Here is a 26,659-nt window from a genome sequence, read left to right as displayed (position 1 = left end):
CCGGAGTCGTCCCATCCTCAACTCGGCGGTCTGGCAGGAGGTGTGGCGGGCATCCGGACAGTAGGAAGGAGGGCCGTCGCATGACGACTCCCGTCAAGCGCCTCCCCAGGCGCATGCCCGGCTGGGCGAAGGTGGTGGCCGCACTCGTGCTGGTGCTGGTCGTGTTCTTCGCCGGGCTCCGGCTGAGCGTGCTCCCGGGTTTGAAGGACCTGTTCGGCACCGAGACGCACGACCGGTCCGGTCCCGCGCTGCTGAAGTCCATCCAGGACATCAGCCGCTACGACGCCGCCTCCGGCAACTTCCAGGTCGTCGTGGACCTGGAAAAGGATGCCAAGCTCCTGCCCGACGCGATCCGCGGCACCCGCACCCTGTACGTGGGCGCCGGCACCGTCGACGCCTATGTCGACCTGGGCAAGATCGGCGAGAACGACGTGAAGGTCAACGGCGACCGCACGTCCGCCACGCTCCGGCTGCCGCACGCGCAGCTGGGCAAGCCCGCCCTCGACCCCGACCGCTCCTACGCGGTCTCCAAGCAGCGTGGTCTCTTCGACCGCCTCGGCGACCTCTTCTCGGACAACCCCAACGGGGAGCAGGCCGTGCAGAAGCTCGCGGTGCGGCACATCGGCGACGCGGCGAAGGAGAGCGAGCTGACCGCGCGCGCCGAGTCGAACACCACCGGCATGCTCGAAGGCCTGCTGCGCTCCCTTGGCTTCAAGGAGGTGCGTGTCTCGTACGGGAGCTGAGCAGCTCCCACGGTGATGGGGCCCGGGGCCCGGCACGATCGCTGCCGGGCCCCTCGCCGGACCCCGTCGTCCCGTAGCCGTCGCCTTCCTCGGGTGCCCGCGGCCGGCGGCCGAGGACCACCCGGGCGGCGACGCGCAGCACCGCCACCACGGTGAGCGCGCTCGCACAGCCCGGTGAGCGCGGCGCCCACGGGTTCCTCCGCGACGGACTTGCCGAGCGCGGTGGCGAAGGGGGCGGTCCGGCGAGGCCGAGACCGCCGAGGGGTTGGTCCACGGCGGCGTTCCCCTCCCCCGTGTGTCCGCGGCTCGCGTCCCGCCGGCCCGGGCGCGTGAGGCGACGAGTTGTCGGTCCGCAGGGCTCCGATCACGGGGAGCTTCGCCGTCTCCCGGTCGGTCCCGCCCGGGTGACGCTCCTGGCGGGGGGGTGAGTCGTCGGCGAGGAGATGGGCGAAGGCGCGCGTGCCCACCGGGCCGAGCGGGGCCAGGACCAGGGCGAGACCGACGTAGAAGGGGCGGTCGTAGCCCTGGGCGAGGAGCGGTGGCCCGGTCAGGCGACCGCGGCGGACGGGTTCCGCGCGACGCCCCGGCGCCGCGACGGGCCATGGGCGACACCCCACAGGGCCGCGGTCGGACCGGGGCCCAGGGCGAGTGTCGCGGCGCGGATCCAGCCGTTTCCGGCGGGGCACCGCCCGTCGCGCGGCCCCGGCAGCGAGCGCGCCGAGGAGGGCGGCACCGGTCGCCGCGGGTCCGCTCCTGCCGTCCGGCGCCCGCCTCTCCGAACAGCCCGGCCCCGACGCCCGCGGGCTCCCTCCGCCGGCGGCCGGCGCGTCGGCGGCCGAGCGGAGTTCCGTCTTCACGCGTTCGACGCGCACCGACGGCGGGCTCGAGCAGGTCGAGGGCAAGTGACACAGACAGCCTCGGTGCGGCGAGCCTGTGCACACGCCACCTCCGCCCGCCCGGAGCCACGGGGCGGTCGTCCGTGCACCGCCCAGGCGGCGGGACGCGGCCGCTTCCCGCCGGGAGTGCCCCGGCGGATCGCGGGCAAACCGAGGGTAACGGTCCCCGGCGACACCGCCGGGGACCGTGGCCGGTAACAACCCCCCACGGCATCTTCGGCCCGACCGGGGGTAACCGCCCTGTCACGCAGGGACGTTGAAGACTGGAGGACTTTCCATGGCCAGTGCAGCCTCACGTCCCCGGACCACCGGGTCCGGGAGCGAGCGACGCCCGCTCCCGTGGCCCGCCCGGCTGCTGGCGATGCTGTGCGCGTTCACGTTCATGGTGGCCTTCGCCGTGGTGCTGGCCCGGCTGACCCTGCAGCCCTCACCCGCCTCGGAAGCGCTGACCCACAGCAATCTGCAGCCGGGCAGTTCCCTGAAGGCCTACCTCGACCAGCCCGAACTGCGGGACGCCTTCAAGCAGATCGGCGGCAACATCCTGCTGGGCATTCCCTTCGGCATCCTCGTGCCCGTGGTCGCCCCCCGCACCCGCGGCATCCTGCGCGTGCTGCTCCTCACCGCGATCGTGATGCTCCTGGTGGAGTTCGCCCAGGGCGCCCTGGTCACCGGCCGCGCCTTCGACATCGACGACGTCATCCTCAACACGACGGGCGCGCTGATCGGCTACCTGCTCCTGGGCCGTCGCCTCAGCAGGGCCGTGCACGCGCGCAAGCCGCGCGCGGGCCGGGCGGGGAAGGAACCGTCGGCCGACGAGGTCTAGGGCCCGCACGTCGAGGTCCAGGGCCTAGTGCACGGTCCAGGTGAACTTGTCGCCGCCGACCCAGCGGACCACGTCCGGATCGTCCATGTCGTGCACGGTGATCCCGAACGCGGCCGCGGCGGCCAGCACGTCGGTGACGGCCCGGGCCTCCCCGACCACCTCGCCATCGATCTGCACGATCCGGAACGGCGGTGTGCCCGGCTGTACCCCGAGCACCATGATCCGCGGGTGGGTTATGTACAGGCTCGCACTTTCGGTCATGCATCGAGCGTAGAACGCGACCGGCGCCGGCGCGGGTCCAGGGCGCCCGCCGGTCCGCCCCGCCGCTCAGGGGCGGCGCCAGTCGTGACCGGACAGGTGTGAACCGGCCTGCGGGCCCATCCGGAGCATGCCGCCGTCGACGCTCCAGGACGCGCCGGTGACGTACGAGGCGTCCGGGCCGGCGAGGAAGGCGATGACGGCGGCGACCTCGCGGGCGTCGCCGGGCCGGCCGAGCGGGATGCCCGGGCGGCTCTCGGTGTGCGGGTCGGTGTCCTCCTGCCCGGTCATGGGCGTGGAGATCTCGCCGGGCGCGACCGCGTTGACGGTGATGCGGTGCTCGGCCAGTTCGAGCGCCATGACCTGGGTGAGCAGGCCGAGACCGCCCTTGGCCGCGCAGTAAGGGGCGGCGCCCGCCCGCGGCTGGTGTTCGTGGACCGACGTGACGTTGACGATCCGGCCCCCCTCGCCGTGCGCGATCATGTGCCGGGCCGCCTTCTGCCCGCACAGGAACGGCCCCACGAGATCTACGTCCAGGACCTCGCGCACGTCGGACAGCTCCAGGTCGAGGAAGGGCGTCATGGTGCCGGTCCCGGCGTTGTTGACCAGCACGTCGATGCGGCCGAGCCGCTCGCACAGGTCGTCGACGGTGTCGGCGGCGTCGGGCAGCCGGGTGAGGTCCATCCGGGCGACCTCGGCCCGCCGCCCGTGCGAGCGCACTTCGCCGGCCGTCTCCTCCGCGCCCTTGCGGTCGCTGTGATAGGTGATGCCGATATCCATGCCCGCCTGCGCCAGGCGTACGGCCGTGGCGCGGCCGATGCCGGAGTCGGCGCCGGTGATCACGGCGACCTTGCCGGGTGACGCGCTGGGGGCGGACATGAAGAGCCTCCTCGTCGACGGGGCCGGGACGAGGCATCGCAGTACCCGGGGGGACGACGGGCAAACCGCGCGCCCGTCGGGTGCGGCCTCCCGGGTGCTGGGGAACCCTTGAGGTGGAGGTGGCGATGGACCCCGTCGAGGCACTGGACCGGATCGCCTTCCTGCTGGAGCGGTCCCTGGCACCGACCTACCGCGTGCGCGCCTTCCGTACGGCGGCCCGCGTGCTGAAGGACCTGGGCGGGGACGAGGTGCGTCGACGGGCGGCGGACGGGTCGCTGGAGAAGCTCAAGGGGGTCGGTCCGAAGACGGCGCAGGTGGCGCGGGAGGCGCTGGCCGGCGAGGTCCCGGGCTATCTGGACAAGCTGGAGCGCGAGGCGCACGAGCAGCCCGCCGTGCGGGGCGGGGAGAAGCTGCGGGCGCTGCTGCGCGGGGACTGCCATCTGCACTCCGACTGGTCGGACGGCGGCAGCCCGATCGAGGAGATGGGCCGCGCCGCCGCGGAGCTGGGCCACGAGTGGGCGGCGCTGACCGACCACTCGCCGCGGCTGACGGTGGCCCGCGGGCTGTCGCCCGAACGGCTGCGGGAGCAACTGGACGTGGTGGCCGGGCTGAACGAGAGCTGGGCGCCCTTCCGGCTGCTGACCGGCATCGAGTGCGACATCCTCGAGGACGGCACCCTCGATCAGGAACCGGAGCTGCTGGACCGGCTCGACGTGGTGGTGGTGTCGGTGCACTCCAAGCTGCGCATGGACGCCAGGTCGATGACCCGGCGGATGGTCGCCGCCGTACGTGATCCGCACTCCGACGTGCTCGGGCACTGCACGGGACGGCTGGTGACCGGGCGGGGGCGGCCCGAGTCGGAGTTCGACGCGGACGAGGTGTTCGCGGCACTCGCCGAGACGGGCACGGCCCTGGAGATCAACAGCAGGCCGGAGCGGCTGGACCCGCCGCGGCGGCTGCTGCGCCGGGCCGTGGACGCGGGGGTGCTGTTCTCCGTCGACACCGACGCGCACGCGCCGGGACAGCTGGACTGGCAGATCAACGGGTGCGCGCGGGCGGAGGAGTGCGGGGTGCCGCCGGAGCGGGTGGTGACCACGTGGTCCCTCGACGAGCTGCTGGCCTGGACCCGTGAACGGCGGGTCCCGGAGGGCGTGGCGGGCGCCTGACGTGGTACCCGCGCGGCCGGAGTGGAAGGGACTGCACCTATGGGAAGCGCGGGACGGGCGGCCGTGTTCGACGTCGACGGCACACTGGTCGACACCAACCATCTGCATGTCGTGGCCTGGTGGGAGGCCTTCCGACAGGCGGGTCACGATGTGCCGATGCACGCCGTTCACCGGGCCGTTGGCCTGCCGTCGACCGATCTGGTCGCCCATCTGCTGGGCGAGGACCGGGACACCGGCCAGGACGCCGACATCAGCGCCGGTCACAAGGCTCTGTACGGACAGTACTTCGACCGGCTGCCCGCACTGCCGGGGGCAGGGGACCTGCTGCGGCGGCTGCACCGGGACGGCTGGACGGTGGTGCTGGCCACCTCGGCGGGCGGCGCGGAGCTCGGGGCGCTGCGCCGGGCCATCGACGCGGACGAGGCCATCAGCGCCACGGCGAGCGCCGACGACGTCGACGAGGGCAAGCCGGCCCCCGAGCCGGTGGAGCACGCCCTGGAGCTGGCCGGGGCGCCGGCGGAGCGGGCGGTGTTCGTCGGCGACACCGTGTGGGACATGCGCGCGGGCAGCAGGGCCGGGGTGCGCTGCCTCGGCGTGCTGTGCGGCGGCATCCCGCGCGCCGACCTGGAGGAGGCCGGCGCGGACGCGGTCTACGCCGGCCCCGCGCACCTGCTGTCCGCCCTCGATGACGGTTCACTGTCATGAAACGACGTGAAACCCCCGGTCACGGGGATACCCGCAGCGCATGACGCGTGCGAAGAGTGCCGTACGGCGGGCGGCGGGAGCCTTCCGTGGGCGGAAGGACGACGAAAATGACACCGGGGCGACCCCGGGCGGGCGGCCCCGGGGAGCGCCGACGGCCCAGGGGCGGATCAGCCATCTGGAGCAGGGAACGCGTGCCGCCCGGCCGGTGGATGCCGTGCGGCGCGACATGCGGAGTGCCTGGAACGCCGCGCGGGCGGCGTGGCGCGGGCCCGGCCGGGAGCGGGACCTGGTCGTCCAGTCGCTGAAGGCGGCCGGGGCCGCGGTGCTCGCCTGGCTGGTGGGCGGCGTCTGGATGGGGGACCCGCTGGCGCTGATGGCGCCCTGGGTGGCGCTGGTGCTGGTGCAGGCCACGGTCTTCAGCTCCCTGGTGCAGGGGGCGCGGCAGTTCGGCGCGATCTGCGTCGGCACGCTGGTGGCCTCGGGGGCCCAGGCGATCACCGACGACACGACGGGCGCGCTCGCCCTGTCCGTGCCGGTGCTGATGCTGCTCGCGAACTGGCCCCGCTTCGGTGACCAGGGCATCTACGCGGCGACCACGGCCCTGTTCACCATCTCCTCGGGCATGGTGAGCCTGTCGGCCGTCGGGCACCGCGTGGGGCAGGCCGCGATCGGCGCCGTCATCGGCGTCGCCGTCAACGCGCTCGTGCTGCCGCCGATCCATCTGCGGGACGTACGGGAGAACCTGGCGGCGCTCGCCCGGGAGGCCGGGGAGGTGCTGCACACGGTCGCCGGCGATCTGCGCGAGGGCGAGTGGGACGCTGAGACCGCCTCCGGCTGGGTCAGCGCCTCGAACCGGCTGGACCACCGCCTGAAAGCGCTGCGCTCGGCGCGCCGGTGGAGCCAGGAGAGCCTGCGCCTGACCTACGCCCCGCTGCGCGCCCTGCACCGCGTGCCGCACCAGGGCGCGCTGCCGGCGGTGGACGAGGACGAGCGGCTCAGCCGGGTCAGCGGGCACGTCGCCACGCTGACCCGGGCGCTCGCGGTGTCCGTGGACGACAAGCGGACGCCCGCCCCGCCCGAGGGTCCGGCGCTGCGCTCGTACGCGCGTCTGCTGGAGCTGATCGGGGACGCGCTGTGCGCCGAGGCGGACAGTCTGCTCGACGGCGGTGCGACCGCCCGGCCGGACGAGGAGACCGAGAAGGACATGCAGGACCTGCACGAGGAGCTGCAGGACAAGCTGCGCCGGCACGCCGGGGAGGGAGCCGCCCGCACGGCGGTCCTGGGCACGCTGCTGCTCCAGGCGGAGAATCTCTGGGCCGAGACGGTCCCGGGCGACCGGGAGGAGTGACGCACCTCACCGGGCGGGTGTACGGCGGGCGGAACACCCCGCAGTGGTTGCCCGTTGAACAAGACGTGGGTCCGGACAGGACCTGCCCCTGAGCCGCCCCGGCCGTGATTCCCCCGTCCGGCCGGGGCTTCCCTCTGCCCAGGTGCACGACGCGCCACCACCCGGGTACTCGGTCACCTCTCGCGGAACCACGCGGCCGAGAGGAGCGCAAGGTGAGCAGCGCAACGGGCATGAGGGTCGTCGTCACGGGCGCCACCGGCAACGTCGGCACGAGCGTGGTCCGCTCGTTGTCGCAGGACCCGGAGGTCGCCGCCGTACTGGGCCTGGCCCGGCGGATCCCCGACTGGTCGCCACCGAAGACTGACTGGGCCGCCGTCGATCTGGCCTCCGAGCGGTCCGACCTGGTGGAGCGGTTCACGGACGCCGACGCGGTGGTCCATCTGGCCTGGGCGTTCCAGCCGACGCACGACCCGGCCGCGACCTGGCGGACGAATGTGCTCGGCAGCATGCGCGTCTTCGAGGCGGTGGCCGCGGCGGGCGTGCCGGCGCTGGTGCACGCCTCGTCGGTCGGCGCGTACTCCCCCGGCCCGAAGGACGAGGCCGTGGACGAGTCGTGGCCGACGCACGGCTGGCCGGATGCCGCGTACTGCCGGGAGAAGGCCTATCTGGAGCGGGCGCTGGACACGTTCGAGCGCGACCACCCCGGGACGCGGGTGGTGCGGATGCGGCCCGCCTTCCTCTTCCAGCGGGAATCGGCGAGCGAGCAGCGCCGCATCTTCGGCGGTCGCTTCCTGCCCGGTCCGTCGGCCCGCCCGGAGCTGCTGCCCTTCCTGCCCGACATCCCGGGGCTGCGGGTGCAGGCACTGCACACGGACGACGCGGCGAACGCGTACCGGCTGGCGCTGCGCTCCGACGTCAGGGGCGCCTTCAACCTGGCGGCCGACCCACCGGTCGACGCGCGGTTGCTGGGCGAGATGTTCGACGCACGTCCGGTACGGCTGCCGCGCAGTGCGGCCCGGGCCGCGGTCGCCGCCGCCTGGGGGCTGCATCTGCTGCCCGCCTCCCCGCACCTGTTCGACGCGGTGCTGCGGCTGCCGTTGATGGACTGCACGCGTGCGCGCACGGAACTCGGCTGGCGGCCGGAGCACACCGCGCCCGAGGTGCTGGAGGAGTTCCTGCTGGGCCTCCGGGAGGGGGCGGGGGCGCGCACGGAGCCGATGCGGGGACGCAAAGTGGGCTGACCCGGGAGATCGGCGGATTCCCGGAACAGCTCCCCGGGAGGCCCCGGCGGGTTCCCGGGACGGTTCCCCGGGAGACCGGGACATGCCCGGGGGCCGCAGCCGACCCCCACAGCCGGCTGCGGCCCCCGGTGGGATGCCCTCCTCAGGCGGAGGGCTCGTCAGGCACCGGGTGCTCGGGGTGAACCGTTCCCGAGTGCGGTGCTCCCTGCCGGCCCGTCCCCGCTTCGTCCGTGTCGGGGACGTCGCCGGCGGGCTCGTCGGTCTCGTCGTCGTTCCTGTCCGTGTCCTTCTCGCCGGTGCCCGTGAAGCGCGGGGCGACCTCCCACGGGTCCTCGCCGTCGTCGGCCTGCTGGTCCGGCATGTCCCGCGGGACGGGCTCACCGTTCTCGCCGGGTCCTTCGAGGCGGTGGTCGGTCACGGCGTGCTCCCTTCTGTGGTCCGGACGCCGCGCGAGTACCTCCGCGGTGATCGCCGAAACCTCAGCGCGGCGTCCTCTCCTGAATCGCCGTGCGCCAAGCCGGCAACGGGTACTCCGGTGCCGGGTCGGGGCGGCGTCCGCCACGGGCGAAGAAGTCGGCGAGCGGCAGGATCGCGGCGCCGACCGTGACCGCGTCGGGTCCGAGCCGGCCGAGGTCGACGGTCACCTTCCCGGCCGGGTGGCGCAGTGCGTAGGACATGGCGTGGCGGCGTACGGCGGGCAGGAAGCGGGAGCCGAGCGCCAGGCCCGCCCAGCCGCCGATGAGGATGCGCTCGGGCTGGAAGAGGTTGATCAGGTCGGACAGGCCCGCCCCGAGGTACTCGGCGGTCTCCTCCAGGACGGCCAGCGCGACGGGGTCGGCGGCAGCGCCCTCGGAGGGGTAGGCCGCGGCGAGCATCGTGGTGAGGGCGGTCTCCTCGTCGGTACCGTCCGGGACGCGGCCGCCCTCCTCCCGCCAGCGGGCGAGCAGCGACTCGGCGCCCGCGTACGCCTCCAGACAGCCGAGCGCCCCGCACCGGCAGCGGCGGCCCCGTACGCGTACGGTCAGGTGCCCCCACTCGACGGCGCGGCCCTGCTCCACGTCGGGGGTGACGAGGCTGGCGCCGACGCCGGAGCCGAACAGCACCACGACGGCGTTGCGGGCGCCGCGTCCGGCTCCGAACCACATCTCGGCCTGGCCCAGCGTCTTGGCGCCGTTGTCGATGAAGTACGGGACCGTGTCGGGCAGCGGGGAGCCGGCGCGGAGCAGTGCCTCCAGCGGGACGGCGTCCCAGCCGATGGTCTGACCGTGCACCAGCGCGCCGCGGTCCGCGGTGCGTTCGACGATGCCAGGGACGCCGATACCCACCCCGAGGAGCCGTTCGGGCGCGAGTCCCGCGGTGCCCAGCACCTCGGCGATGCCGTGGCGGATGTGGTCGACGATGGCCTCGACCTCGTACCGCTGCGGCGACAGCGGGCGCTCGGCGCGGGCGAGTTCGGTGAGGGTGAGATCGAAGAGCTCGACGCGGACCCGGGTCTCGCCGACGTCGACGCCGATCATGTGGCCGCTGCCGGGCGCGACCCGCAGCAGGGTGCGCGGGCGGCCGCCGTCGGAGTCGACGCTGCCGGCTTCCTCGACCAGTCCGTCGGCGACCAGGTCCGCGACGACATTGCTGACGGAACCGGAGCTCAGGCCGGTCGCCGGGCCGAGTTCGAAGCGGCTGAGCGGGCCGTCGAAGTAGAGCCTCTGCAACACGGCCGTACGGTTGGCCCGCCTGAGATCGCGTACCGTGCGCCCGTTCCCCGCCGCCATGTGGCTCCCCTCGCATCCCCTGTCCGACCTGCAACATACCGTCGGGGCGGGCTCGGCGCGACATTCCTCCAACCCTTATTTCACGATGTGAGCTAACTGGCGGCCGACCGGGCGGGTCAGGAGGCCTCCGCGATCTCGTCCAGGGCCGCGACGAGCTCCGGGGCGACCCTCTCCCGCACCCAGCGCCGCTGCTCCTCGCCGGCCTCGCGGGGAACCGTCTCGGTGAGCATGATCAGGTACAGGTAGGCGCGGTACAGGGCGAGGCGCAGACGGGCCCCGGTGTCGAAGCGGGCCCGGCCGCCGGCCTCCCGGTAGCCCGCGAGGAACTCCTCGTCCTGCCTGATGTCGCCGAGGAGCGCGAGGGAGACGAAGTCGGCCAGCGGGTCGCCCCAGAACATGCGCTCCCCGTCGATGAGGCCGCCGATCCGGGCCTCTCCGTCCGCGCGGTCGACGAGGATATTGCCCCGCCAGAGGTCGAAGTGGACGAGGCAGGGGTCGGTGACCTCGGCGAGGGCGCCGTACGCGGACGCCGCGGTACGGGCCACCGCGTCGACCGGACGGGGCAGCCGGGCCCCGTAGCGCCGGGCGTCGTCGAGGACGGCGTCGAACATCGCGGTGAACGCGGTGCGCCAGTCGGGGACGAGCGGGCCGAGGGCGCCGGAGGGGTAGCCGAAGCCGGGGCCCGTCACGCGGTGCAGGCGGGCCACCTGGCGTCCCAGTTCCATGCGCAGGGCCATCTGCTCCGCGTCGGTGAGCGTGCCGTCCCACGGCTCGCCCGGGACGGCCGTCATCAGCAGGAAGTCGGCCCCCGCGGACACCTCGTGCGGCGCGGGGACATCGGCCCGGGCGGCCGCGCGGTAGAACTCGGCCTCCGAGACGAGCAGCCGCTTCTCGTGCCGCAGACCGGGGACGGCCGGGGCGGGCGGGATCTTCAGCACGTAGCGGCCGCCGTCGGTGAGGCGGAGCTCCTCGACGGTGTTGTACGTGCCACCGGTCAGCGGGGCGAGGTGGGCGAGGCGGCCGGGGTCCAGGCCCGCCGCCGCCAGGACGTGCCGGGCCCGTTCCCAGGAGTCCACCACCGTGTGCCCACCCCTCCCCTGCCGTTCCGGTCAGCCGGCCGCGTACACGTCCTCGACGTAACGCCCGTCCGCGATCAGGCCGTCGAGCCACTGCTCGGCGGCGGCCTCGTCCGTGCCGTCGACGGCCTGCGTGTGCTTGCGGAACAGCGTACGGAACGCCTCCCGCACCCCGGGCGCCATTCGGGAACCGTCTCCGCAGACGTACACCCGCGCCCCGGCGTCCAGCAGGGCCCACACCTCGGCCGCCTCGGCGGCGATCCGGTGCTGCACGAACCGCACCTCGCCCTCGGGGGTCTCGCTGAAGGCGGGGCGCAGGGACACGGCACCGGCGGCCTCGGCGGCGCGCAGTTCCTCGGCGTGCAGGAAGTCCGCGTCGGGGGCGTCGCAGCCGAAGTAGCACAGGGCGGGCGCGAGTTCGGCACCTGCGGCGACGGCCGCCGTACGGTCGGCGATGACGCCGCGGAAGGGGGCGAGGCCGGTGCCCGCCGCGACCATGACGACCGGTGCCGAGCCGGTGGTGACGTCGATGCGGAAGGCCTCCCGGCAGGGCTGCACGCGTGCGTACACGGTGTCGCCGGGCTCGACGGTGGTGAGATGGCCGGAGCCGGCGCCCCGGTAGACGCCCCGGCCGGAGCGGGCGGGTGCCCGAAGCAGCGAGACCATCAGGTCCACGTGGCCGGGATCGACGGCGGGCGAGGAGGAGATGGAGTAGTGGCGCGGGCGCAGTGGGGTGAGAAGGTCGAGGAGCCGCGGCCAGTCCAGGGCGCCGCGCAGGGCCGGGTGGTCCTCCAGGATCTCCACGAGGGTGCGCGGGTCGTCGACGAGGGCGGCCAGGGCCGCGCGCTCCGGCGGGCACGGGTTGGCGGCGGCGAGCGCGGCCAGTTGCCCGGCGTTCGGGCGCTCCTGCAACTCCACGTGGTGGGTGAGGAGCTGCCGTACCGTCACGGGCCGGTCCACGGCGATGCCGTCGCGGCGCGGGCGGGTGGCGCGGATGTCCAGGACCGTGTCGAGGTCGGCGCCGAGCGCGGTGGCGGCGCGTGTGACGAGGTCCGGGGCGTTGGCGGGGAGCACGGTGAGGTGGTCGGCCGTGCGGTAGGTGACGCCGTCCGGCAGCGCGACCCGGACGAACCGCTTGCGGCGCGCGTAGCCGGGCGCGGTGAGGTCGCGGGCCTCGGTGACGCGCATGGGGACGAGTGCGTGCCGTTCGGCGAGCGCGTCCAGCGGGCCGCCGGTCACGGTGCGGACCTCGTACGCGGTGGCGGGCTCGGCGTCCGGGGTGGTGGCGTCCGGGTCGCCGTAGCGCTCCAGGAGGGCGCTGCGCAGGGAGGCCGTGAAGGCGCGGACGGTTCCGGTGAGGTCGCCGGACGCGTCGGCCGCGGCGCGCTCCAGCAGGCGGCCGGCGCCGGACGCGGCGAGTCGCTGGTCGATGCGGGTGGGGACGTGCTGGTAGGTGGCGGCCCAGTTGCGGTCGCCGACGCCGAGAACGGCGTACGTCACGCCGGACAGGTCGTGGGTCTCCTCCAGCCGGACGGCGAAGGCGGTTGCGTCGTCGGTGGGGCGGCCGTTGTAGGAGGCGGCGGTGATGACGACGGGCCGGTCGGTGGGCAGGCCGCCCGCGTAGGCGTCGAGCGGGGCCACCTCGGTGTCGCAGCCGATCGCGGCGGCCTCGTCGGCGAGCCGGCCCACGACGTCGCGGCAGGTGCCGTAGTTGCTGCCGTGCAGGAACAGCGCGGCCGTGCCGGGGCGGACCCGGGCGGGGAGGTCCTGCGGCTCGGCCGACTCCGCGTCCTGGACCGGGGCGGCGCCGGGCAGCGGCGTGTGGACGCGGTCGGCGGGGGTGCGCGGCGCGAGCGCGAGGGTGAAGCCCTCGGGCTTCAGGGTGAGGGTCTCCTTGACCGTGAGCCGGTAGTCGGCGTGGTCGCTCAGCCGGTAGCGGTGGACGAGCATGGCCAGCAGCATGGTCGCCTCGTGCAGCGCGAACTGCCGTCCGATGCAGGCGCGCTCGCCGGTGCCGAACGGCTTGAAGGCGTGCACCGGCCGCTCGGCCTCCGCCTCGGCCGTGAAGCGGGAGGGGTCGAACAGCTCGGGGTTGTCGCCCCACACGGACTGCCGGTGCAGCATGGGCGTGAGGACCAGGGCGGACTGCCCGGCGCGCAGTGGGACGCGCCCGCCGAGCAGGGTGTCCTCGCGGGCCTGCCGGGAGAAGACGGCGGCCGTGGGCCACAGCCGCAGGGCCTCGTTGAGGACCTGGCGGGTGTAGGTCAGCCTGCCGACCTCGTCGTACGTCGGCTCGGGGTCGGTCCGGTCGCCCCACAGCTCGTCGACCTCGCGCCGCACCAGCTGAAGCGCGGTGGGGTGCTTGGCGAGGTAGTACAGCGCGAAGGACATGGCGCCGGAGGTGGTCTCGTGGCCGGCGATCAGGAAGGTGATGACCTGGTTGCGGATGTTGGCGGTGTCGAGTGTGGTGCCATCGGCCGGGTGCTCGGCGGTGAGCATCAGGCCCAGGAGGTCGTCGGGGTCGCTCTGGTCGGTGCCGGTGCGCGCGGCGATGACGTCGTCGACGACGCGGGCCAGGTAGGCGGAGTCGTCGCGGAAGGCCGCGTCCTGCGCCGAGTAGTCCCGCCCCGGGACGCGCGCCAGGCGGGTCATGCTCCACTCCAGGCAGCGGACCATCGACTCGACGAAGGGGTGCGGCTCGGCCCGCTCGAAGGAGCCGAAGTCGTAGCCGAAACCGGCGAGTCCGATGGTGTCGAGCGTCATGCGGGTCATGTCGTCGGGCACGTTCACCGGCTGCCCGGCGCGGGCGTCGCGGTCCCAGGACGCGATGAGCCGGCGGGCGACCTTCAGCATCACGGGGTGGTAGGTGCGCATCGAGCCCAGCGCGAAGGCGGGCATCAGGATGTCGTGCGCCTTGGCCCAGTTGGGCTCGTCGTTGTACGCGGTGAACAGGCCGTCGGCGGCGAACTCGCGGACGTTCTCCAGCCCCGGCCCGATGTGCTTGGCGAACCGCTGCTCGTCCGCGAGGTCGGCCACGAGGTCCAGGTCGCCCACGAACAGGGTGTCCCGCCCGTACAGCCGCCGCACGAACACCGGGCCATGCTCGCGCATCAGGTCCATGGCCTGCTGGATGGGCGCGCCGCCGGGGCCGGTGGCGGAGATGTCGGCGACGGGGACGCCGGGGAGGGCGTCGGCGGTCAGGGGAGTCTGTCCGGTGGGGGGCATGACGCGGCAACTGCCTTTCGCGGTACGGAAGTACTGCGCACCAGCGTGATCCACCGGGCCCGGGAGGCCGTGCCCTGGCCCTACATGATTGTGTAGTGCAAGCAGATGCGCCGCTCTTGCGCGAGGGCGGCCCGGCATGGCAGGAGAGGCTCGTGGATCTGGCCCGGCAGGAGGCCGTGACGTGGCGCAACCGCGCCCTGCTCCTGTTCGACCGGGTCGCGATGCCGGTCGCGGTGTGCGACGTGTACGGGGCGGTGCTGCTGGCCAATCCGGCGATGGCCGCGGAGTGCGGTACGACGCCGGGGCGGCTGCGCGGCCGTGACGTGCTGGACCTGTTCAGCCCGCGGGAGGCCATGCAGGTGGAGCGCATCGCCGAGGCCCTGCGCCTGCGCCACCGCTCGCGCTACCAGGTGTCGGTGCGCTGGCGGGCCCCCGGCGGCGTGGAGCGCTCCGGCGAACTCACGGCGGATCCGGTCAGCGACTCGGCGGAGGACACCCCGGCCCTGCTGGTGATGCTCCGGGTGGACGCCGAACGCGCCACCTCCCCCGCCGCACCCGCCGGACCGGTCCGGGCCACACCGATGGAGGCCCGCATCCTGGCGCTTGCGGCCGCCGGCGCCACCACGGCCCGGGCGGCCCGCGAAACGGCCCTGACCACGGATGGCGTGACCTACCACCTGCGCCGGCTGTCGTCCCGCTGGGGCGCGTCCAACCGCACGGAGCTGGTGGCCCGGGCCTACGCGCTCGGGGTGCTCAGGGCCGGGGTCTGGCCGCCGGAGGTCTCGGACGTCTCACGCGACCGGGAAGCCCCGGGCGACGAGGCCTGACGGCCTTCCGCCGGCCCCGACGCGAGGCCTGACGGAAATCCGCTGGCCCCCCGCGTCACGGCTGTCTAACCTGGCCTGGCCCCCAAACCTAGGATCCCTAGGTTTCGCGACGATCACTCTCAGGAGCTCCCGTGCAGCCGCTCACCGAGCAGGACATCCGCACCTCCTTCATCAACTGCTCCAAGGGCGAGGCCAAGCGTCTGGCCGTGCCCCGGGATCTCGGCGAGCGCCCCTGGGGCGATCTCGACTTCCTCGGGTGGCGGGACCCGGGAGCGCCCGACCGGAGCTACCTGGTGACCGAGCGGGCAGGGCGACTCGTCGGCGTGTCGATGCGGTTCCAGGCCGCGCAGCGCGGGTTCCTGCACCGCAGCATGTGCTCGCTGTGCCTGACGACGCACCCGCGGGGCGGGGTCGCGCTGATGACTGCGCGCAAGGCGGGGGCGGCCGGGCGCGAGGGCAACTCCGTCGGGGCGTACATGTGCACCGACCTCGCCTGTTCCCTGTACATCCGCGGGAAGAAGGCGCTCGAGGCCGGGTCCCGGTTCGAGGAGAGCCTCACCGTGGAGGAGCAGATCGAGCGGACCAGGGGCCATCTGGCCGCCTTCCTCGACAAGGTGTACGCCTGATCCCCTCGGTCGCCCGTGGTGTGCCCCGGCGCTAACGTCCTTCATGAGCGTCCTTCATGGATGTGTCCGACGGATGCGTTCGATGCGCCGGGAAGGGGAACAGCCCCAGGATGCGAGAGGTACGTGAGTGGACGGCGCACGCCGAGCGGATCGTGAGGAAGCGTCGAGATCCCGTGGTCGTCCAGACGCTGCGGTCCGCGACCGCGGCGACGATCGCCTACGTCATCGCGCTGCGCCTGAGCCCCGAGCCGGCCCCTCTCACCGCTCCCCTGACGGCACTGCTGGTCGTCCAGGTGACGCTGTACGCCACGATCACCAACGGCTTCCGGCGGGTGAACGCCGTGGTGACCGGCGTCCTCGTCGCCATCGCGTTCAGCCTGCTGGTGGGCCTGACCTGGTGGAGCCTGGCCATGCTCCTGCTGGCCTCGCTGGTGGTGGGGCGGCTGGTCCGGGTGGAGGAGTACGTCCCCGAGGTCGCGATCAGCGCGATGCTCGTCCTCGGCGTGACCAGCGTCGGGGACTACGCCTGGGCCCGGGTGGTCGAAACCCTGATCGGCGCGTCCGTCGGGCTCGCCTGCAATCTGCTGCTGGCTCCGCCGGTGTGGGTGGAGGAGGCGGGCGAGTCGATCGACGGTCTGGCGCGCCGGCTGCGGCAGCTGATGCTGCGCATGGGCGAGGAGGCCGCGGGCGGCACACCCGTGGATCGCGCGGAGAAGCAGCTGCACGAGGCGCGCCGGCTGGACCACGACATCGTCGAGGTGGACGCGGCCCTGCGGCAGGCCGAGGACAGTCTGCGGCTCAACCCGCGTGTGCAGGACAGCGTGCTGCACCGGGTGGTGATGCGCACCGGCCTGGACACGCTGGAGATCTGCACGGTCGTCCTGCGGGTGCTCGCCCGCTCCCTCACCGACCTCGCGAAGGAGCGGGATCCCAAGCCGCTGTTCGAGGCCGAGACGGGCGCCGCCCTGGAGCAGCTGCTGTCCGAGATCGCCGACGCCGTGGTGAGCTTCGCGGTGCTGGTCACCACGCACCTCAGCGCGAGCGCCGAGTCGGCGGAGGAGCGCCTCGCCGCAGAACTGCACACCGCCGCGGGCACCCGCGACAAGCTGGCCCTGCTGCTGCGCGAGGAGGCCGAGCGCGACCCCGCGCACTGGCAGCTGCCGGGAGCCGTCCTGACGGAGGTCAACCGCATCCTCGACGAGCTCGACACCGAGCACCGCACCCGGCGCCTGTTCGAGGAACTGGACCGCGTGTCGCGCGAGCAGCGCGCCCGGTTGCCCCGGCTGACGCGGCTGCGGGAGCGGTTGGGCGTCACCGAGCAGCTGTGGCGGAACCGCGCGGGGTTCAGCGGGCGTTCTCGCTGAGGGGAACGCCGGCAGGAAGCCGGCACCGGATGCGAGGAGCGGGCCGATGGCCGACACGACCGTGCGGATCGACGGGAACACACTGCGGCTGCCGGGCGGGGTGGCCGTGCGGTTCATCCGCACCCTGCGCCTGCCGGAGACCGGCACCCACCCCCTGCCGCCGGGCCTCGGCGAGTTCCCGGTACGACGGGTCGCCGACTACGCGGACCGGGTTCCCGAGGCGTGGCGGGCGCGCGGCGGTGTCATGCTGTCGGTGTATCTGCGCGAGGCGATGTGGCTGAGCTTCGCGGGCACCTCGGAGCCCGCCGCGCTCCAGGTCGGCGTCGGCAAGGTGTGCGCGGTCTCGGGCCGGCCCTGGAGCGACCGACCGGCGCGCGACCCGCAGAACTATGTGGTGCTCCCCCGCCAGCCCTGGCTGGACGGGATCAACTCCGGTACGGGCACGGTCCGCCAGTTCGTGGCCGTCCCGCTCGGCCTGGGCGCCACCGTCGAGGGGCAGGTCACGGGCGAGGAGGTATGGGGCGGTGTGCAGTTGCAGTCCTTCCCGCTGAACGACCGGGAGCTCGCGCGGTGGCGTGAGGAGGAGCGGCGGCGGCAGGTGCCCCCGGCGCCCGCGCCGCCGGGCGGGTACGGAGCCGCGATGCCGGCCGCGTTCGGCGGTCCCGCGGCCGGTGGCTACGGAGCCCCGGCGGCCGGTGGCTACGGCGCCGCGATGCCGATGGCGGCCCCGCCGGCTCCCGGAGCCGCGCCCGCGGCACCGGCGAGCGCTCCGCGCGCGGCCGCCGCGATGGGCCTGGGCGTCGGCGGCTCCATGCGGCAGGAGGTCTACCAGGACGACCGGCCGCTCTCGCACTGGGCGGAGCAGCCGGCGGGCCGGGTCTTCGTACATCTGGTGACGCCGCCGGAGTGGCGCCGCATCACCGGCGAGGCCGCACCGCCGTCGCCGGTGGACCGGGCCGCGTACACGAGCGCGGGCCTGCCCTGGTTCGACTACTTCGACGAGGAGGCGGATGACCTGGTCCCCACGGACGCGCTCCAGTCCGTGAAGCCGGTCGGCGACTGGCTCGGCGACGACCACGAGCCCTGGCAGCCGCCCACGCCGGGGCAGACACAGCAGCTCAAGGACGCCCCGGGCAGGCCGGTCGAGGACGGGGACTGGTGACCGGCCCGGGGGCGTCACGGCCGGGGACCGCCGGACCCGCCACGGCGGCATCGGCCACGCGCAACGCCCCTGCCGTTGTTGCACGCAGGGGCCGGGAGGCGCCAGGGTGGCAGTCACGACGGGGACCGGTGACGACCTGAGGGGCGACATGGACAGTGGTGGCTGGAGCAGGCGCCGATTCGTCGGCGCACTGGCGGGCGGGACCGCCGCGGCGGCACTGCCCTCCTGTGACGACGCACCCGCGCCCGCGACGCCTCCGGTCACGGCGCCCGAGGCGAGTGCGGGCCCGTCGCGCGAAGCCCGCCGCCCCTCCGGCCCCCGCCCGCTCCACCTCGGCACCTACACGTCCGTCGAGGGCGGCGGCGAGGGCATCGGCCTGGCCACGTACGACTCGGCGACGGGCCGGATCACCGGCGGCGGCACGATCACCGGCGTCGGCGACCCGTCGTTTCTCGCGATCCACCCGGACCGCGGCACGCTGTACGCGGTGGACGAGCGCGACGACGGCGCGGTGACCGCCGTCCGGCTGTCGGACCGGACGGTTCTGGGCAGCCGGAGCACCGGCGGGGCGGCGCCCTGCCATCTGTCGGTGCATCCGGGCGGGCGCTGGCTGCTCAGCGCGAACTACGGCTCGGGCAGTGTGGCGGTGCATCCCATCGACGCCTCGGGCGCTCTCGGCGAGCGCACCGACCTCGTCCGGCACACCAGCCCGCCGCCCGGCCCCGGCCAGGAGGGCCCGCACGCCCACCACTTCGTCACGAGCCCGGACGGCGGCCATGTCCTCGCCGTCGATCTGGGCACCGACACCGTCTACACCTACCGGCTGGACGAGAAGGCGGGCACGCTCACCGAGGTCGCGCAGGCGCACACCCGGCCGGGCGCGGGCCCGCGCCACCTCACGTTCCACCCGGGCGGCCGGTACGCCTACCTCGCCAACGAGGTCGACAACACCGTCGCGGTCTGCTCGTACGACAAGGCCTCCGGCCGGGTGACCGTCGGCGAGGCGCAGTCCACGGGGACGGGTCCGGGCACGAACTACCCGGCGCAGCTCCTGGTGACCGCCGACGGCCGCCACGCCTATCTCGCCAACCGCGGCCACAACAGCCTCACCCGCTACGCCGTCGAGGCGGACGGAGCCCGGCTCCGGCTGCTCGACACAGTGCCGGTGGGCGGGGACTTCCCCCGGCAGATCGCCTTCTCGCCGGAGGGCTCGCTGCTCTTCGCGGCGAACCAGAAGTCCTCCACCGTCACCGTCTTCCACGTGGACGAGGCGAGCGGCGAACTGCGGCGCGCAGGAGAATCGTTCCCCTCACCCGTCGCCGTCTGTGCGCTGCCGCTGTAGGGCCCGCGGGCACGAGGCGGCGGCGGCCTGGCCGAGCAGGATGTGCATGCGTTCGGTGAGCTGCGCGACGTCGTCGGCGGGCGCGTGGAAGGCGAGGCGTACGTCGCCGTGGGTGCGGGCGCGTTCGATGCGCAGCGTCAGTCCGTGCCGGTCGACGGCGAGCGGCTGGACGCGGACCGCGCCGTGCAGGCTGTCGGAGTCGACGAGCCGGGTGAGTCGTTCGACGGCGTCGGCGTGGCAGTCGGCGAGATGCGTCAGCAGCCGGGCCTCGGCCATGGTGAGCGGATCCGGCCCGGCGGCAGCGAACTCGTCGCGGTCCACGACCACGGAGCCGGACGGCTGCCGCAGCACCACACGGGTGGGGGTGAAGGCGAGCCGCTCCCCCTCGACGGCGAACCAGCCCGCCAGCCACAGCCGCGAGCGGATCCGGTCGCGGACCGGGACGGGCGCGACGTCGGCGAACTCCAGCACGGCGGACGGCTCGCCGCGGGGCGCGCAGATCGCGGCCGCGAGCAGGGCGCTGTCCTCCGGCACCTCCACGAGCACCCGGCCGTCCTCGCCCACGGTGTGCGCGCCGACCAGCTCCTCCCGCGTGCCCTCCGCGGTCACGGAGCAGGACCACGCGGCGGCGAGCACCGAACGCGCCCGCTCCGCCGCGGCGGGAGCCGCCGTCCAGCTGTGGCTGTCGTCACCCATCCCAGACCTCCTTAGGTAAGCCTCACCTAACTTACCGAAGATCGAGGCGCACGCCAACCACGCCACGTGCTCGGTGCGAGACCTCTCAGGGTGTGAGAACGCCGAGCAGGGCGCGCGCGCACAGCTCGCGCACCTGCTCCCGGCCCAACTCCGTGCCGCGCAGCCACTCCAGGCAGACGGCCGTGGTGAACGCCAGCCAGCCGCGCACGGCCAGCCGGACCTCCGGCCGGTCCTCGAAGGCGGGCCCGAATTCGGGGTCCGCGGCGAGCGCGGCGAGGATCTGCCGCTCCTGTGCGGCCAGGGCGCGCCGGTAGACCCGCCGGACCACCTGGTCGCCGGCCGCGTCGGCGCGATGGAAGGCCCGGTAGCCGTGCGCGTGCGCCTCGACGTACTCCAGGAACGTCTCGAGTCCGGCCGCTAGTTGTTCGCGGACCGGGATGCCGGGCACCGCCGCCGTCATGCGCAGCATGCGCTCGCTCTCGCGTTCGACGACCGCCGCGAAGAAGTCCCGCTTGGTCGGGAAGTAGTGGTACAGCAGCCCGCGTGACACCCCGGCGATCTCGGCGACCTGCTCGATCCACACGTCGTCGTAGGGGCTCTCCGAGAACAGCCGGGCCCCGACCGACAGGAGTTGCTCCCGGCGCTCCTCGGTGCTGAGCCGGCGGCGCGTGCGCCCGCCCTGGTTGGCGGCCATGCCCGCACTTTACTTGACGTCGGTTCAACAACCGGACCACACTGAACCGCGCTATTGAACCCACGTACAACACGTGCGAACCCGCCGCCGGATCAAAGGAGATCGCGTCATGACCCAGGCGCCGACACGGACCGGGGAGCCCAAGGGTTTCCGCAGTGCCGAGCTGGGCTGGCCGGAGCTGGAGCGCATCCCTCATCCGCCGCGCCGGATCCCCCTGCTCGGCGACGTGGTGGGCGTCAACCGGAGCACTCCCCTTCAGGACTCCCTGCGCTACGCCCGCCAACTCGGGCCGGTGTTCCGGCGGAAGGCGTTCGGCAAGGAGTTCGTGTTCGTGTGGGGTGCCCGGCACGCGGCCGACCTCGCGGACGAGGCGCGGTTCGCCAAGCACGTGGGGCTCGGCGTGGCCAACCTGCGGCCGGTCGCCGGGGACGGCCTGTTCACGGCGTACAACCACGAGCCGAACTGGCAGCTGGCCCACGAGGTGCTCGCGCCGGGGTTCAGCCGCGACGCCATGGCCGGCTACCACCCGATGATGCTGGACGTCGCCCGGCGGCTGACGGAGCACTGGGACCGGGCGGCGGCGACGGGCCGGGCGGTGGACGTGCCCGGCGACATGACCAAGCTGACGCTGGAGACGATCGCGCGCACCGGCTTCGGGCACGACTTCGATTCGTTCGAGCGCTCCCGGCCGCATCCGTTCGTGACGGCCATGGTGGGCACGCTGACCTACGCGCAACGGCTCAACACCGTGCCTTTCCCGCTGGCTCCCCTGCTGCTGCGGAGCGCGACCCGCCGCAACGCGGCCGACATCGCCCACCTCAACCACACGGTCGACGAACTGGTCCGGGCCCGGCGCGCCACCGGCGGCGGCGACGGGGACCTGCTCGACCGCATGCTGGAGACCGCCCACCCCGAGACCGGGGAGCGGCTGGCGCCGCAGAACGTCCGCCGTCAGGTCATCACCTTCCTCGTCGCCGGGCACGAGACGACCTCGGGTGCGCTCTCCTTCGCCCTGCACTACCTCTCCCGTCACCCCGAGATCGCGGCCCGGGCCCGTGCCGAGGTGGACCGGGTGTGGGGGGACACGGCGGAACCCGCCTATGAGCAAGTGGCCCGGCTGCGCTACGTCCGCCGGGTGCTGGACGAGTCGCTGCGGCTGTGGCCCACCGCGCCCGCGTTCTCCCGGGAGGCCCGTGAGGACACGGTGCTGGCCGGGGAGCATCCCATGCGGCGCGGGGCCTGGGCGCTGGTGCTGACGCCGATGCTGCACCGTGACCCCGAGGTGTGGGGCGCGGACGCCGAACGGTTCGACCCGGACCGCTTCGACGCGCGGGCCGTACGGTCGCGGCCCCCGCACACCTTCAAGCCGTTCGGGACGGGCGCGCGGGCGTGCATCGGCCGTCAGTTCGCGCTGCACGAGGCCACACTGGTGCTCGGGCTGCTGCTGCGGCGCTACGAGCTGAGGGCCGACCCCGCCTACCGACTGCGCGTGACGGAGCGGCTGACGCTGATGCCGGAGGGACTGCGGCTGCGCCCGGAGCGGCGCACCGCGGTGCCGGAGCCGGCCTCAGACCTGCGCCGTCCAGTGCCCGGGGCGGGTGACTGACCCGGGCAGCCGGGTCCCGGCACTCCCCCGGGCGGCGTTCACCTGCGGCTGGGTGAGGAAGAACGCCCCGGTCAGGTCGGCGTCCGTGAGGTCCGTGTCGCGCAGGTCCGCGCCGATCAGGTCGGCGCCCCGCAGGTCCGCGCCGGTGAGGTCGGCGGCGATGAGACAGGCACCGCGAAGACTGGCACCGCGCAGGTCGGCGCCCTTGAGGCGGGCGCCGACGAGGTCCGCGCCCCGGCGGTCCTTCCTGCGGCCCCTGGTGCCGGCCCTGGCCAGCTCGCTCGTCCTCAGCAGCAGGACGTTGACCTCCTGGCGGTGCGCAGCCACGTCCAGTCCGGCGAGCTCCTCGGGGGTTCCGGCGGTGAGCTCCTCGGTCTTGGCCAGCGCCTTGCGCAGCTCGGCGTGGACGGGACGGGCCGCAGGCAGGGCGAGCGCCTCGGTCAGGTACCACAGCAGCTCGTGCAGCTGCCGCATCACCGGGAACACGTCGAACATCCGGCGGGCCTGCTCCGGCGGCCCGGTCCGCCAGTCCCGCCCACCGAAGGTGATCTGCGAGACCTGCTGCCCGGCACCGAAGCAGTCGTACACCGTGCAGCCGGTGAATCCCTTCTGCCGGAGCCTGGCGTGGATGCCGCAGCGGTGGTCCTCCCGGAGGTTGCGGCAGGGCGTGCCGGCGGCCTTGTCGACCGCGAAGTCGGCCGAGGCGGCGAAGGGCAGGGCGACGCAGCACAGTCCGAAACACCGTTCGCAGTCGCCGCGCAGTTCCGTCAGCCCGACGTGATGATCTCGCATGCAGTTCAGCATACGAAACGACACGTCACCGGTGAGGTGCGGTCACCTCACGCCCGGGGCGCCTCCAGCCGCCGCAGCCGCTCGGGGTCGGCCAGGATGTACATGTCGGTGATGCGGCCGTCTGCGATCGTCACGCCCATCACCGACTGGATGCGGCCCTCCGGTGCGTTGATCATTCCGACCGAGCCGTTGACCAGCACCAGCTCCGCGGACAGCGTGAACGGGGCGAACATGAGCGCCTGCTCCGCCACCGACTTCGCGCCCTGGACCAGCTTGGAGGCGGCCGCCCCCCGCACGAGGGCGCCGGAGTCGGCCCGCAGCAGCACATCCGGATGCAGGACGGCCACCAGTGCCTCGAAGTCCCCGGCGCGCGAGGCGGCGAGGAAGGCGTCGAGCACCTGCTTCTGCCGGCCGAGGTCCGGCTCGTTCGACGGCGTCGCGCCACGCACCCGGCGCCGGGCGCGGCTCGCCAGCTGCCGGGTCGCGGCGGCGCTGCGCTCCACGATCGGCGCGATGTCGTCGAACGGCACGGCGAACATGTCGTGCAGCACGAACGTGAGCCGCTCGTCGGGCGTCAGGTTCTCCAGCACGACGAGCAGGGCCAGGCCCACGGAGTCGGCCTGGAGCACCTCCTCGGCCGGGTCGATGTGCGACAGGGGCCGGAGCACCGGGTCCGGGACGAAGGCCCCCACGGTGTCCTGGGTGTCGCCCATCGGCTCCTCGCGGCGGGCGGTGCGTGAGCGCAGCATGTCCAGGCAGACCCGCCCGGTCACCGTGGTCAGCCAGCCGCCGAGGTTCTGGATGTCGCTCGTGTCGGTGCGGCTGAGCTTCAGCCAGGCCTCCTGGACGGCGTCCTCCGCCTCGGAGAGCGATCCGAGCATGCGGTAGGCCACCGCCTTGAGGTGTCCTCGGTGCTCCTCGAACCGATGGGCCAGTGCCTCGCTGCCTGTCATGGCTCCCCCGTCGTCTGCTCGTCAACCGCTGATCATCTGCTGAACAGTTCGAACGCCACCGCGGGGCGGCCCCCGAACCGCTCCCCCGTCCTCTCCGCGTGCTGCGTCAGGAAGCCGCGCACGTACGTCTCCGGGTCCTCACTGGTCAACACCTCGATGTAGGTGCGGTGTTCCAGCAGGGAGCGCACCGCCCGTTCCATCCCGGGCGTCGCGTCGACGGCGTGGGTGGGCGTGCTGGAACCCGCGACGGCGACCCAGCGCACTCCGTCCCAGGGGTCGAGTCCCTGCTCGACGAGCTCGGGGAAGATCCACCGGTTGCCGGCGTCACCGGCGGCGTCCAGCGTGGCCCGGCCGACGGCCACGTGGTCCGGGGTGTTCCAGGCGACGCCGCCCCAGGTGTCGCGGTGGTTGAGCGTGATGACCAGCTCGGGCCTGTGCCGGCGGATGGCGGCGGCGATGTCGCGGCGCAGGGCGGTGCCGTACTCGACGACGCCGTCCTTGTGGTCGAGGAACTCCACCTCCGACACGCCGACCACAGCCGCGCTCGCCCGCTGCTCCCGCTCGCGCAGCGGCCCGCACCGCGCTGGCTCGATGGTGTCGATGCCCGCCTCGCCCCGGGTCGCGAGCACATAGGCGACCTCGCGGCCCTCGTCGGTCCAGGCCGCGATCGCCGCCGAGCAGCCGTACTCGAGGTCGTCCGGGTGCGCCACGACCGCGAGGGCACGCCGCCAGTCGTCGGGCATGGGCTGCAGTTGAGTGGTCGTCATGCCCGCAGACTAGTGCGCGCCGCCGACATCGCCGGGCGTACGGCGCGGCATCAGGCCTCGCCCCGCACGAGCGTCAGCAGCCGGTCGAGGACGCGGGGGCCGCCGGTGCGGATGCCGTCGTGCTCGAACTCGTCCGTGATCCAGGTGCGCAGGCCCCGGATCGTGCGGGCGGTGCGCAGGGAGTGGGCCGTGTCGACGTACATGTCGTCGTGGTAGACCGCCGCCACGACCGGCACCGTGGTGGTGGCGAGGCGGGCAGGGTCGTACAGCGGTGTCCAGTCGGTGCGGGCGGCGAGCAGGTCGGCGGTCTCACGCAGCGGGCGCAGCGCCGGGTCGCAGTCGAACATCCAGGGGTGAATCGATTCTCCGGTGAACAGGAGCGGCTCGTCGCCCGCGAGGGCCTTGGCGGCGTCGAACTGCGGGAACTCGGCGCGGACCCGCTCGGCGGACCAGGCCGTGGGCCGGTCGTCCTGGCCGTAGATCGACTCGTGGACCAGTGCGTACAGCGGATGGCGGGCGTAGGAGAGCATGGCCTGCACCTGCTCCTGGAACGCGTCGGAGAGCGTGGAGCCCTGCGGGGTGCGGACGAAGGCGTTCTCCAGGAGGTAGTGCAGGCGGTGGGTGCCGTCGCCGGTGCCCAGGACGATGCCGAGCGACTGGAAGGCCTCGACGGTGAGCCGGTAGCCGTTCGGCAGGACCACGTCGTGGTGCAGCAGGTGGTCGGCGATGCGGCGGGCGCGCTCGGTGTCCTGCGGGTAGCGGGCGTAGTGGGCGGCGACCTTGCGTTCGATGCGCGGGTAGGCGGCCCGGTAGACGTCGTCGGCGTGGGCGTCCAGGGCGGGCAGACCGCCGGTGATCACGGCCGTTGCCAGGCCCTCGGGGGCGAGGGACAGGTAGCTGGTGACGCAGAAGCCGCCGAAGCTCTGTCCGAGGACGGTCCAGGGCTTGCCGCCGGTGAGCTCGGCGCGGATGGCCTCGCAGTCGCGGACGATCGAGTCGGCGCGGAAATGCGTGAGGTAGTCGGCCTGTTCGGCCGGACCGCCGCGCAGTGGGAGCGTCTGGCGGTTGGCGGGTGTGCTGTGGCCGGTGCCGCGCTGGTCGAGGAGCAGGACGCGGTACTCCTTGAGGGCCCGGCCGAGCCAGCCCGGCCGGCCGACGGAGCGGTCCGCGCCGAAGCCGGGGCCGCCCTGGAGGTAGAGCAGCCACGGCAGGTCCAGGTGCGTCTTGTCGCTCGCGACGACCTCGCGGGCGTACAGCTCGATCGTCTCGCCCCCGGGGCGGTCGTGGTCGAGGGGGACGGTGAAGCGGTGGTCGGTGAGGACGACTCCGGGCTGGCGGTAGCTGACGGTCAACAGGGCTCCCGGGACGGACGGATTTTCGGGCCGCGTCCCAGTTCATCACAGCGATCGTCCGCGGGTGAGCCCTTCGATCATGAAACCTTGCTGAACGGTCGTTCAGGCCCCGGCCGTGTATCGAATCTCTGGCCGACGCGAAGGGTGCGAGCACGTGGGACCCGAGCTCGAAGGGCGTCAGCAGGGGGCAGGCGAAGGCCCCGACTGGTTCGGGGGATCCCCAGCCGGGGCCGATCGAGGGTGGGCGCGAAGGGCGGTCGCCTCGCGGCGGGGGCTCCATGAGGCTTCAGCCGAACGATCGTCCTCATGGGCAAAAGGTGAGGCCCGGGGACACTGTTCCCTTCACGCC

The 26,659-nt window shown here is 73.7% G+C and carries 24 protein-coding genes; 12 read left to right on the top strand and 12 right to left on the bottom strand.

What is annotated here, in order from left to right:
* The first annotated feature begins 80 nt into the window (after positions 1–80).
* Positions 81–743 carry a DUF4230 domain-containing protein gene (locus BJ965_RS36040; protein WP_030845196.1) on the top strand — a complete coding sequence of 221 codons (663 nt, stop codon included), beginning with the start codon at positions 81–83 and terminating at the stop codon, positions 741–743.
* Between the two features lie 1,173 nt (positions 744–1,916).
* Positions 1,917–2,462 carry a VanZ family protein gene (locus BJ965_RS36035; protein WP_184915316.1) on the top strand — a complete coding sequence of 182 codons (546 nt, stop codon included), beginning with the start codon at positions 1,917–1,919 and terminating at the stop codon, positions 2,460–2,462.
* Positions 2,463–2,486: 24 nt separating this feature from the next.
* On the opposite strand, the gene BJ965_RS36030 is transcribed toward BJ965_RS36035, so the two are convergent.
* Both BJ965_RS36030 and BJ965_RS36025 read right to left on the bottom strand, forming a co-directional pair.
* Entirely contained in the window at positions 2,487–2,723 is a 237-nt protein-coding gene (locus BJ965_RS36030) for a hypothetical protein (protein ID WP_184915312.1), read from the bottom strand.
* A 66-nt stretch (positions 2,724–2,789) separates the two neighbouring features.
* Positions 2,790–3,599 carry an SDR family oxidoreductase gene (locus tag BJ965_RS36025; protein ID WP_184915309.1) on the bottom strand — a complete coding sequence of 270 codons (810 nt, stop codon included), beginning with the start codon at positions 3,597–3,599 and terminating at the stop codon, positions 2,790–2,792.
* A 125-nt stretch (positions 3,600–3,724) separates the two neighbouring features.
* On the opposite strand from BJ965_RS36025, the gene BJ965_RS36020 reads away from it, so the two are divergent.
* From BJ965_RS36020 to BJ965_RS36005, 4 genes are all read left to right on the top strand, one after another.
* On the top strand, positions 3,725–4,765 hold the full coding sequence (locus BJ965_RS36020) for a PHP domain-containing protein (protein WP_184915306.1): 1,041 nt from the start codon (positions 3,725–3,727) through the stop codon (positions 4,763–4,765).
* Between the two features lie 39 nt (positions 4,766–4,804).
* Complete coding sequence (locus tag BJ965_RS36015; RefSeq protein ID WP_184915303.1) at positions 4,805–5,470, top strand: HAD family hydrolase; 666 nt, start codon at positions 4,805–4,807, stop codon at positions 5,468–5,470.
* Positions 5,471–5,696: 226 nt separating this feature from the next.
* Entirely contained in the window at positions 5,697–6,818 is a 1,122-nt protein-coding gene (locus tag BJ965_RS36010) for an FUSC family protein (protein WP_184917905.1), read from the top strand.
* Positions 6,819–7,030: 212 nt separating this feature from the next.
* Entirely contained in the window at positions 7,031–8,059 is a 1,029-nt protein-coding gene (locus BJ965_RS36005) for an SDR family oxidoreductase (RefSeq protein ID WP_184915300.1), read from the top strand.
* A 142-nt stretch (positions 8,060–8,201) separates the two neighbouring features.
* Here the strand turns inward: BJ965_RS36005 and BJ965_RS36000 are convergent, their stop codons facing one another.
* The 4 genes from BJ965_RS36000 to BJ965_RS35985 form a co-directional block, all read right to left on the bottom strand.
* A complete protein-coding gene (locus BJ965_RS36000; RefSeq protein ID WP_184915297.1) occupies positions 8,202–8,477 on the bottom strand; it encodes a hypothetical protein in 276 nt (91 codons plus the stop codon).
* Positions 8,478–8,538: 61 nt separating this feature from the next.
* Positions 8,539–9,828 (bottom strand): ROK family transcriptional regulator, encoded by a 1,290-nt coding sequence (locus tag BJ965_RS35995; protein WP_184915292.1) that lies wholly within the window; start codon positions 9,826–9,828, stop codon positions 8,539–8,541.
* Positions 9,829–9,944: 116 nt separating this feature from the next.
* Positions 9,945–10,907, bottom strand: a complete 963-nt coding sequence (locus tag BJ965_RS35990; RefSeq protein WP_184915289.1) for a phosphotransferase family protein — start codon at positions 10,905–10,907, stop codon at positions 9,945–9,947.
* A 30-nt stretch (positions 10,908–10,937) separates the two neighbouring features.
* Positions 10,938–14,129 carry a cytochrome P450 gene (locus BJ965_RS35985; protein ID WP_184915286.1) on the bottom strand — a complete coding sequence of 1,064 codons (3,192 nt, stop codon included), beginning with the start codon at positions 14,127–14,129 and terminating at the stop codon, positions 10,938–10,940.
* A 152-nt stretch (positions 14,130–14,281) separates the two neighbouring features.
* Between BJ965_RS35985 and BJ965_RS35980 the strand changes: the two genes are divergently transcribed.
* From BJ965_RS35980 to BJ965_RS35960, 5 genes are all read left to right on the top strand, one after another.
* Positions 14,282–14,956 (top strand): PAS domain S-box protein, encoded by a 675-nt coding sequence (locus tag BJ965_RS35980; RefSeq protein WP_184915271.1) that lies wholly within the window; start codon positions 14,282–14,284, stop codon positions 14,954–14,956.
* A 131-nt stretch (positions 14,957–15,087) separates the two neighbouring features.
* Positions 15,088–15,582, top strand: coding sequence for an FBP domain-containing protein (locus tag BJ965_RS35975; RefSeq protein WP_184915268.1), 495 nt, complete (start codon positions 15,088–15,090; stop codon positions 15,580–15,582).
* 110 nt (positions 15,583–15,692) lie between these two features.
* Positions 15,693–16,946 (top strand): FUSC family protein, encoded by a 1,254-nt coding sequence (locus BJ965_RS35970; RefSeq protein WP_184915265.1) that lies wholly within the window; start codon positions 15,693–15,695, stop codon positions 16,944–16,946.
* A 46-nt stretch (positions 16,947–16,992) separates the two neighbouring features.
* A complete protein-coding gene (locus tag BJ965_RS35965; protein WP_184915262.1) occupies positions 16,993–18,108 on the top strand; it encodes a hypothetical protein in 1,116 nt (371 codons plus the stop codon).
* 148 nt (positions 18,109–18,256) lie between these two features.
* Positions 18,257–19,450: a lactonase family protein gene (locus BJ965_RS35960; protein ID WP_184917903.1), complete on the top strand. Its 1,194-nt coding sequence runs from the start codon at positions 18,257–18,259 to the stop codon at positions 19,448–19,450.
* Here BJ965_RS35960 and BJ965_RS35955 read toward each other — a convergent pair.
* The gene (locus BJ965_RS35955; RefSeq protein ID WP_184915259.1) at positions 19,418–20,146 is read right to left on the bottom strand and encodes a DUF2470 domain-containing protein; all 729 of its coding nucleotides are present in this window, start codon (positions 20,144–20,146) and stop codon (positions 19,418–19,420) included. The genes BJ965_RS35960 and BJ965_RS35955 overlap by 33 nt on opposite strands.
* An 85-nt stretch (positions 20,147–20,231) precedes the next feature.
* On the bottom strand, positions 20,232–20,840 hold the full coding sequence (locus BJ965_RS35950; protein ID WP_184915256.1) for a TetR/AcrR family transcriptional regulator: 609 nt from the start codon (positions 20,838–20,840) through the stop codon (positions 20,232–20,234).
* A 109-nt stretch (positions 20,841–20,949) separates the two neighbouring features.
* Here BJ965_RS35950 and BJ965_RS35945 point away from each other — a divergent pair, with 109 nt between their 5' ends.
* On the top strand, positions 20,950–22,446 hold the full coding sequence (locus BJ965_RS35945) for a cytochrome P450 (RefSeq protein ID WP_184915253.1): 1,497 nt from the start codon (positions 20,950–20,952) through the stop codon (positions 22,444–22,446).
* On the opposite strand, the gene BJ965_RS35940 is transcribed toward BJ965_RS35945, so the two are convergent.
* From BJ965_RS35940 to BJ965_RS35925, 4 genes are read right to left on the bottom strand one after another with little or no spacing between them, the layout of a single operon-like run.
* Positions 22,408–23,250, bottom strand: coding sequence for a pentapeptide repeat-containing protein (locus BJ965_RS35940; protein ID WP_184915250.1), 843 nt, complete (start codon positions 23,248–23,250; stop codon positions 22,408–22,410). The genes BJ965_RS35945 and BJ965_RS35940 overlap by 39 nt on opposite strands.
* Before the next feature lie 35 nt (positions 23,251–23,285).
* Positions 23,286–24,191, bottom strand: coding sequence for an RNA polymerase sigma factor SigJ (sigJ, locus tag BJ965_RS35935; RefSeq protein ID WP_184915247.1), 906 nt, complete (start codon positions 24,189–24,191; stop codon positions 23,286–23,288).
* 32 nt (positions 24,192–24,223) lie between these two features.
* Positions 24,224–24,958 (bottom strand): PIG-L deacetylase family protein, encoded by a 735-nt coding sequence (locus tag BJ965_RS35930; RefSeq protein WP_184915244.1) that lies wholly within the window; start codon positions 24,956–24,958, stop codon positions 24,224–24,226.
* Positions 24,959–25,008: 50 nt separating this feature from the next.
* The gene (locus BJ965_RS35925) at positions 25,009–26,310 is read right to left on the bottom strand and encodes an alpha/beta fold hydrolase (protein ID WP_184915242.1); all 1,302 of its coding nucleotides are present in this window, start codon (positions 26,308–26,310) and stop codon (positions 25,009–25,011) included.
* Between the last annotated feature and the right edge of the window lie 349 nt (positions 26,311–26,659).

Origin of the sequence: Streptomyces luteogriseus, assembly GCF_014205055.1 — a bacterium.
GTDB lineage: Bacteria > Actinomycetota > Actinomycetes > Streptomycetales > Streptomycetaceae > Streptomyces > Streptomyces luteogriseus.
The sequence above is the reverse complement of the archived record's forward strand: the minus strand, read 5'-3'. Positions and strand labels throughout refer to the sequence as shown.

Coding starts and splice junctions, on each gene's coding strand:
- BJ965_RS36020 (WP_184915306.1), top strand. CDS start 3,725: ATGGACCCCGTCGAGGCACTGGACCGGATCGCCTTCCTGCTGGAGCGG.
- BJ965_RS36040 (WP_030845196.1), top strand. CDS start 81: ATGACGACTCCCGTCAAGCGCCTCCCCAGGCGCATGCCCGGCTGGGCG.
- BJ965_RS35945 (WP_184915253.1), top strand. CDS start 20,950: ATGACCCAGGCGCCGACACGGACCGGGGAGCCCAAGGGTTTCCGCAGT.
- BJ965_RS35960 (WP_184917903.1), top strand. CDS start 18,257: ATGGACAGTGGTGGCTGGAGCAGGCGCCGATTCGTCGGCGCACTGGCG.
- BJ965_RS35950 (WP_184915256.1), bottom strand. CDS start 20,840: ATGGCCGCCAACCAGGGCGGGCGCACGCGCCGCCGGCTCAGCACCGAG.
- BJ965_RS35985 (WP_184915286.1), bottom strand. CDS start 14,129: ATGCCCCCCACCGGACAGACTCCCCTGACCGCCGACGCCCTCCCCGGC.
- BJ965_RS36030 (WP_184915312.1), bottom strand. CDS start 2,723: ATGACCGAAAGTGCGAGCCTGTACATAACCCACCCGCGGATCATGGTG.
- BJ965_RS35955 (WP_184915259.1), bottom strand. CDS start 20,146: ATGGGTGACGACAGCCACAGCTGGACGGCGGCTCCCGCCGCGGCGGAG.
- BJ965_RS35995 (WP_184915292.1), bottom strand. CDS start 9,828: ATGGCGGCGGGGAACGGGCGCACGGTACGCGATCTCAGGCGGGCCAAC.
- BJ965_RS36015 (WP_184915303.1), top strand. CDS start 4,805: ATGGGAAGCGCGGGACGGGCGGCCGTGTTCGACGTCGACGGCACACTG.
- BJ965_RS35940 (WP_184915250.1), bottom strand. CDS start 23,250: ATGCTGAACTGCATGCGAGATCATCACGTCGGGCTGACGGAACTGCGC.
- BJ965_RS35930 (WP_184915244.1), bottom strand. CDS start 24,958: ATGACGACCACTCAACTGCAGCCCATGCCCGACGACTGGCGGCGTGCC.
- BJ965_RS36025 (WP_184915309.1), bottom strand. CDS start 3,599: ATGTCCGCCCCCAGCGCGTCACCCGGCAAGGTCGCCGTGATCACCGGC.
- BJ965_RS35970 (WP_184915265.1), top strand. CDS start 15,693: ATGCGAGAGGTACGTGAGTGGACGGCGCACGCCGAGCGGATCGTGAGG.
- BJ965_RS36010 (WP_184917905.1), top strand. CDS start 5,697: ATGCGGAGTGCCTGGAACGCCGCGCGGGCGGCGTGGCGCGGGCCCGGC.
- BJ965_RS36035 (WP_184915316.1), top strand. CDS start 1,917: ATGGCCAGTGCAGCCTCACGTCCCCGGACCACCGGGTCCGGGAGCGAG.
- sigJ (WP_184915247.1), bottom strand. CDS start 24,191: ATGACAGGCAGCGAGGCACTGGCCCATCGGTTCGAGGAGCACCGAGGA.
- BJ965_RS35965 (WP_184915262.1), top strand. CDS start 16,993: ATGGCCGACACGACCGTGCGGATCGACGGGAACACACTGCGGCTGCCG.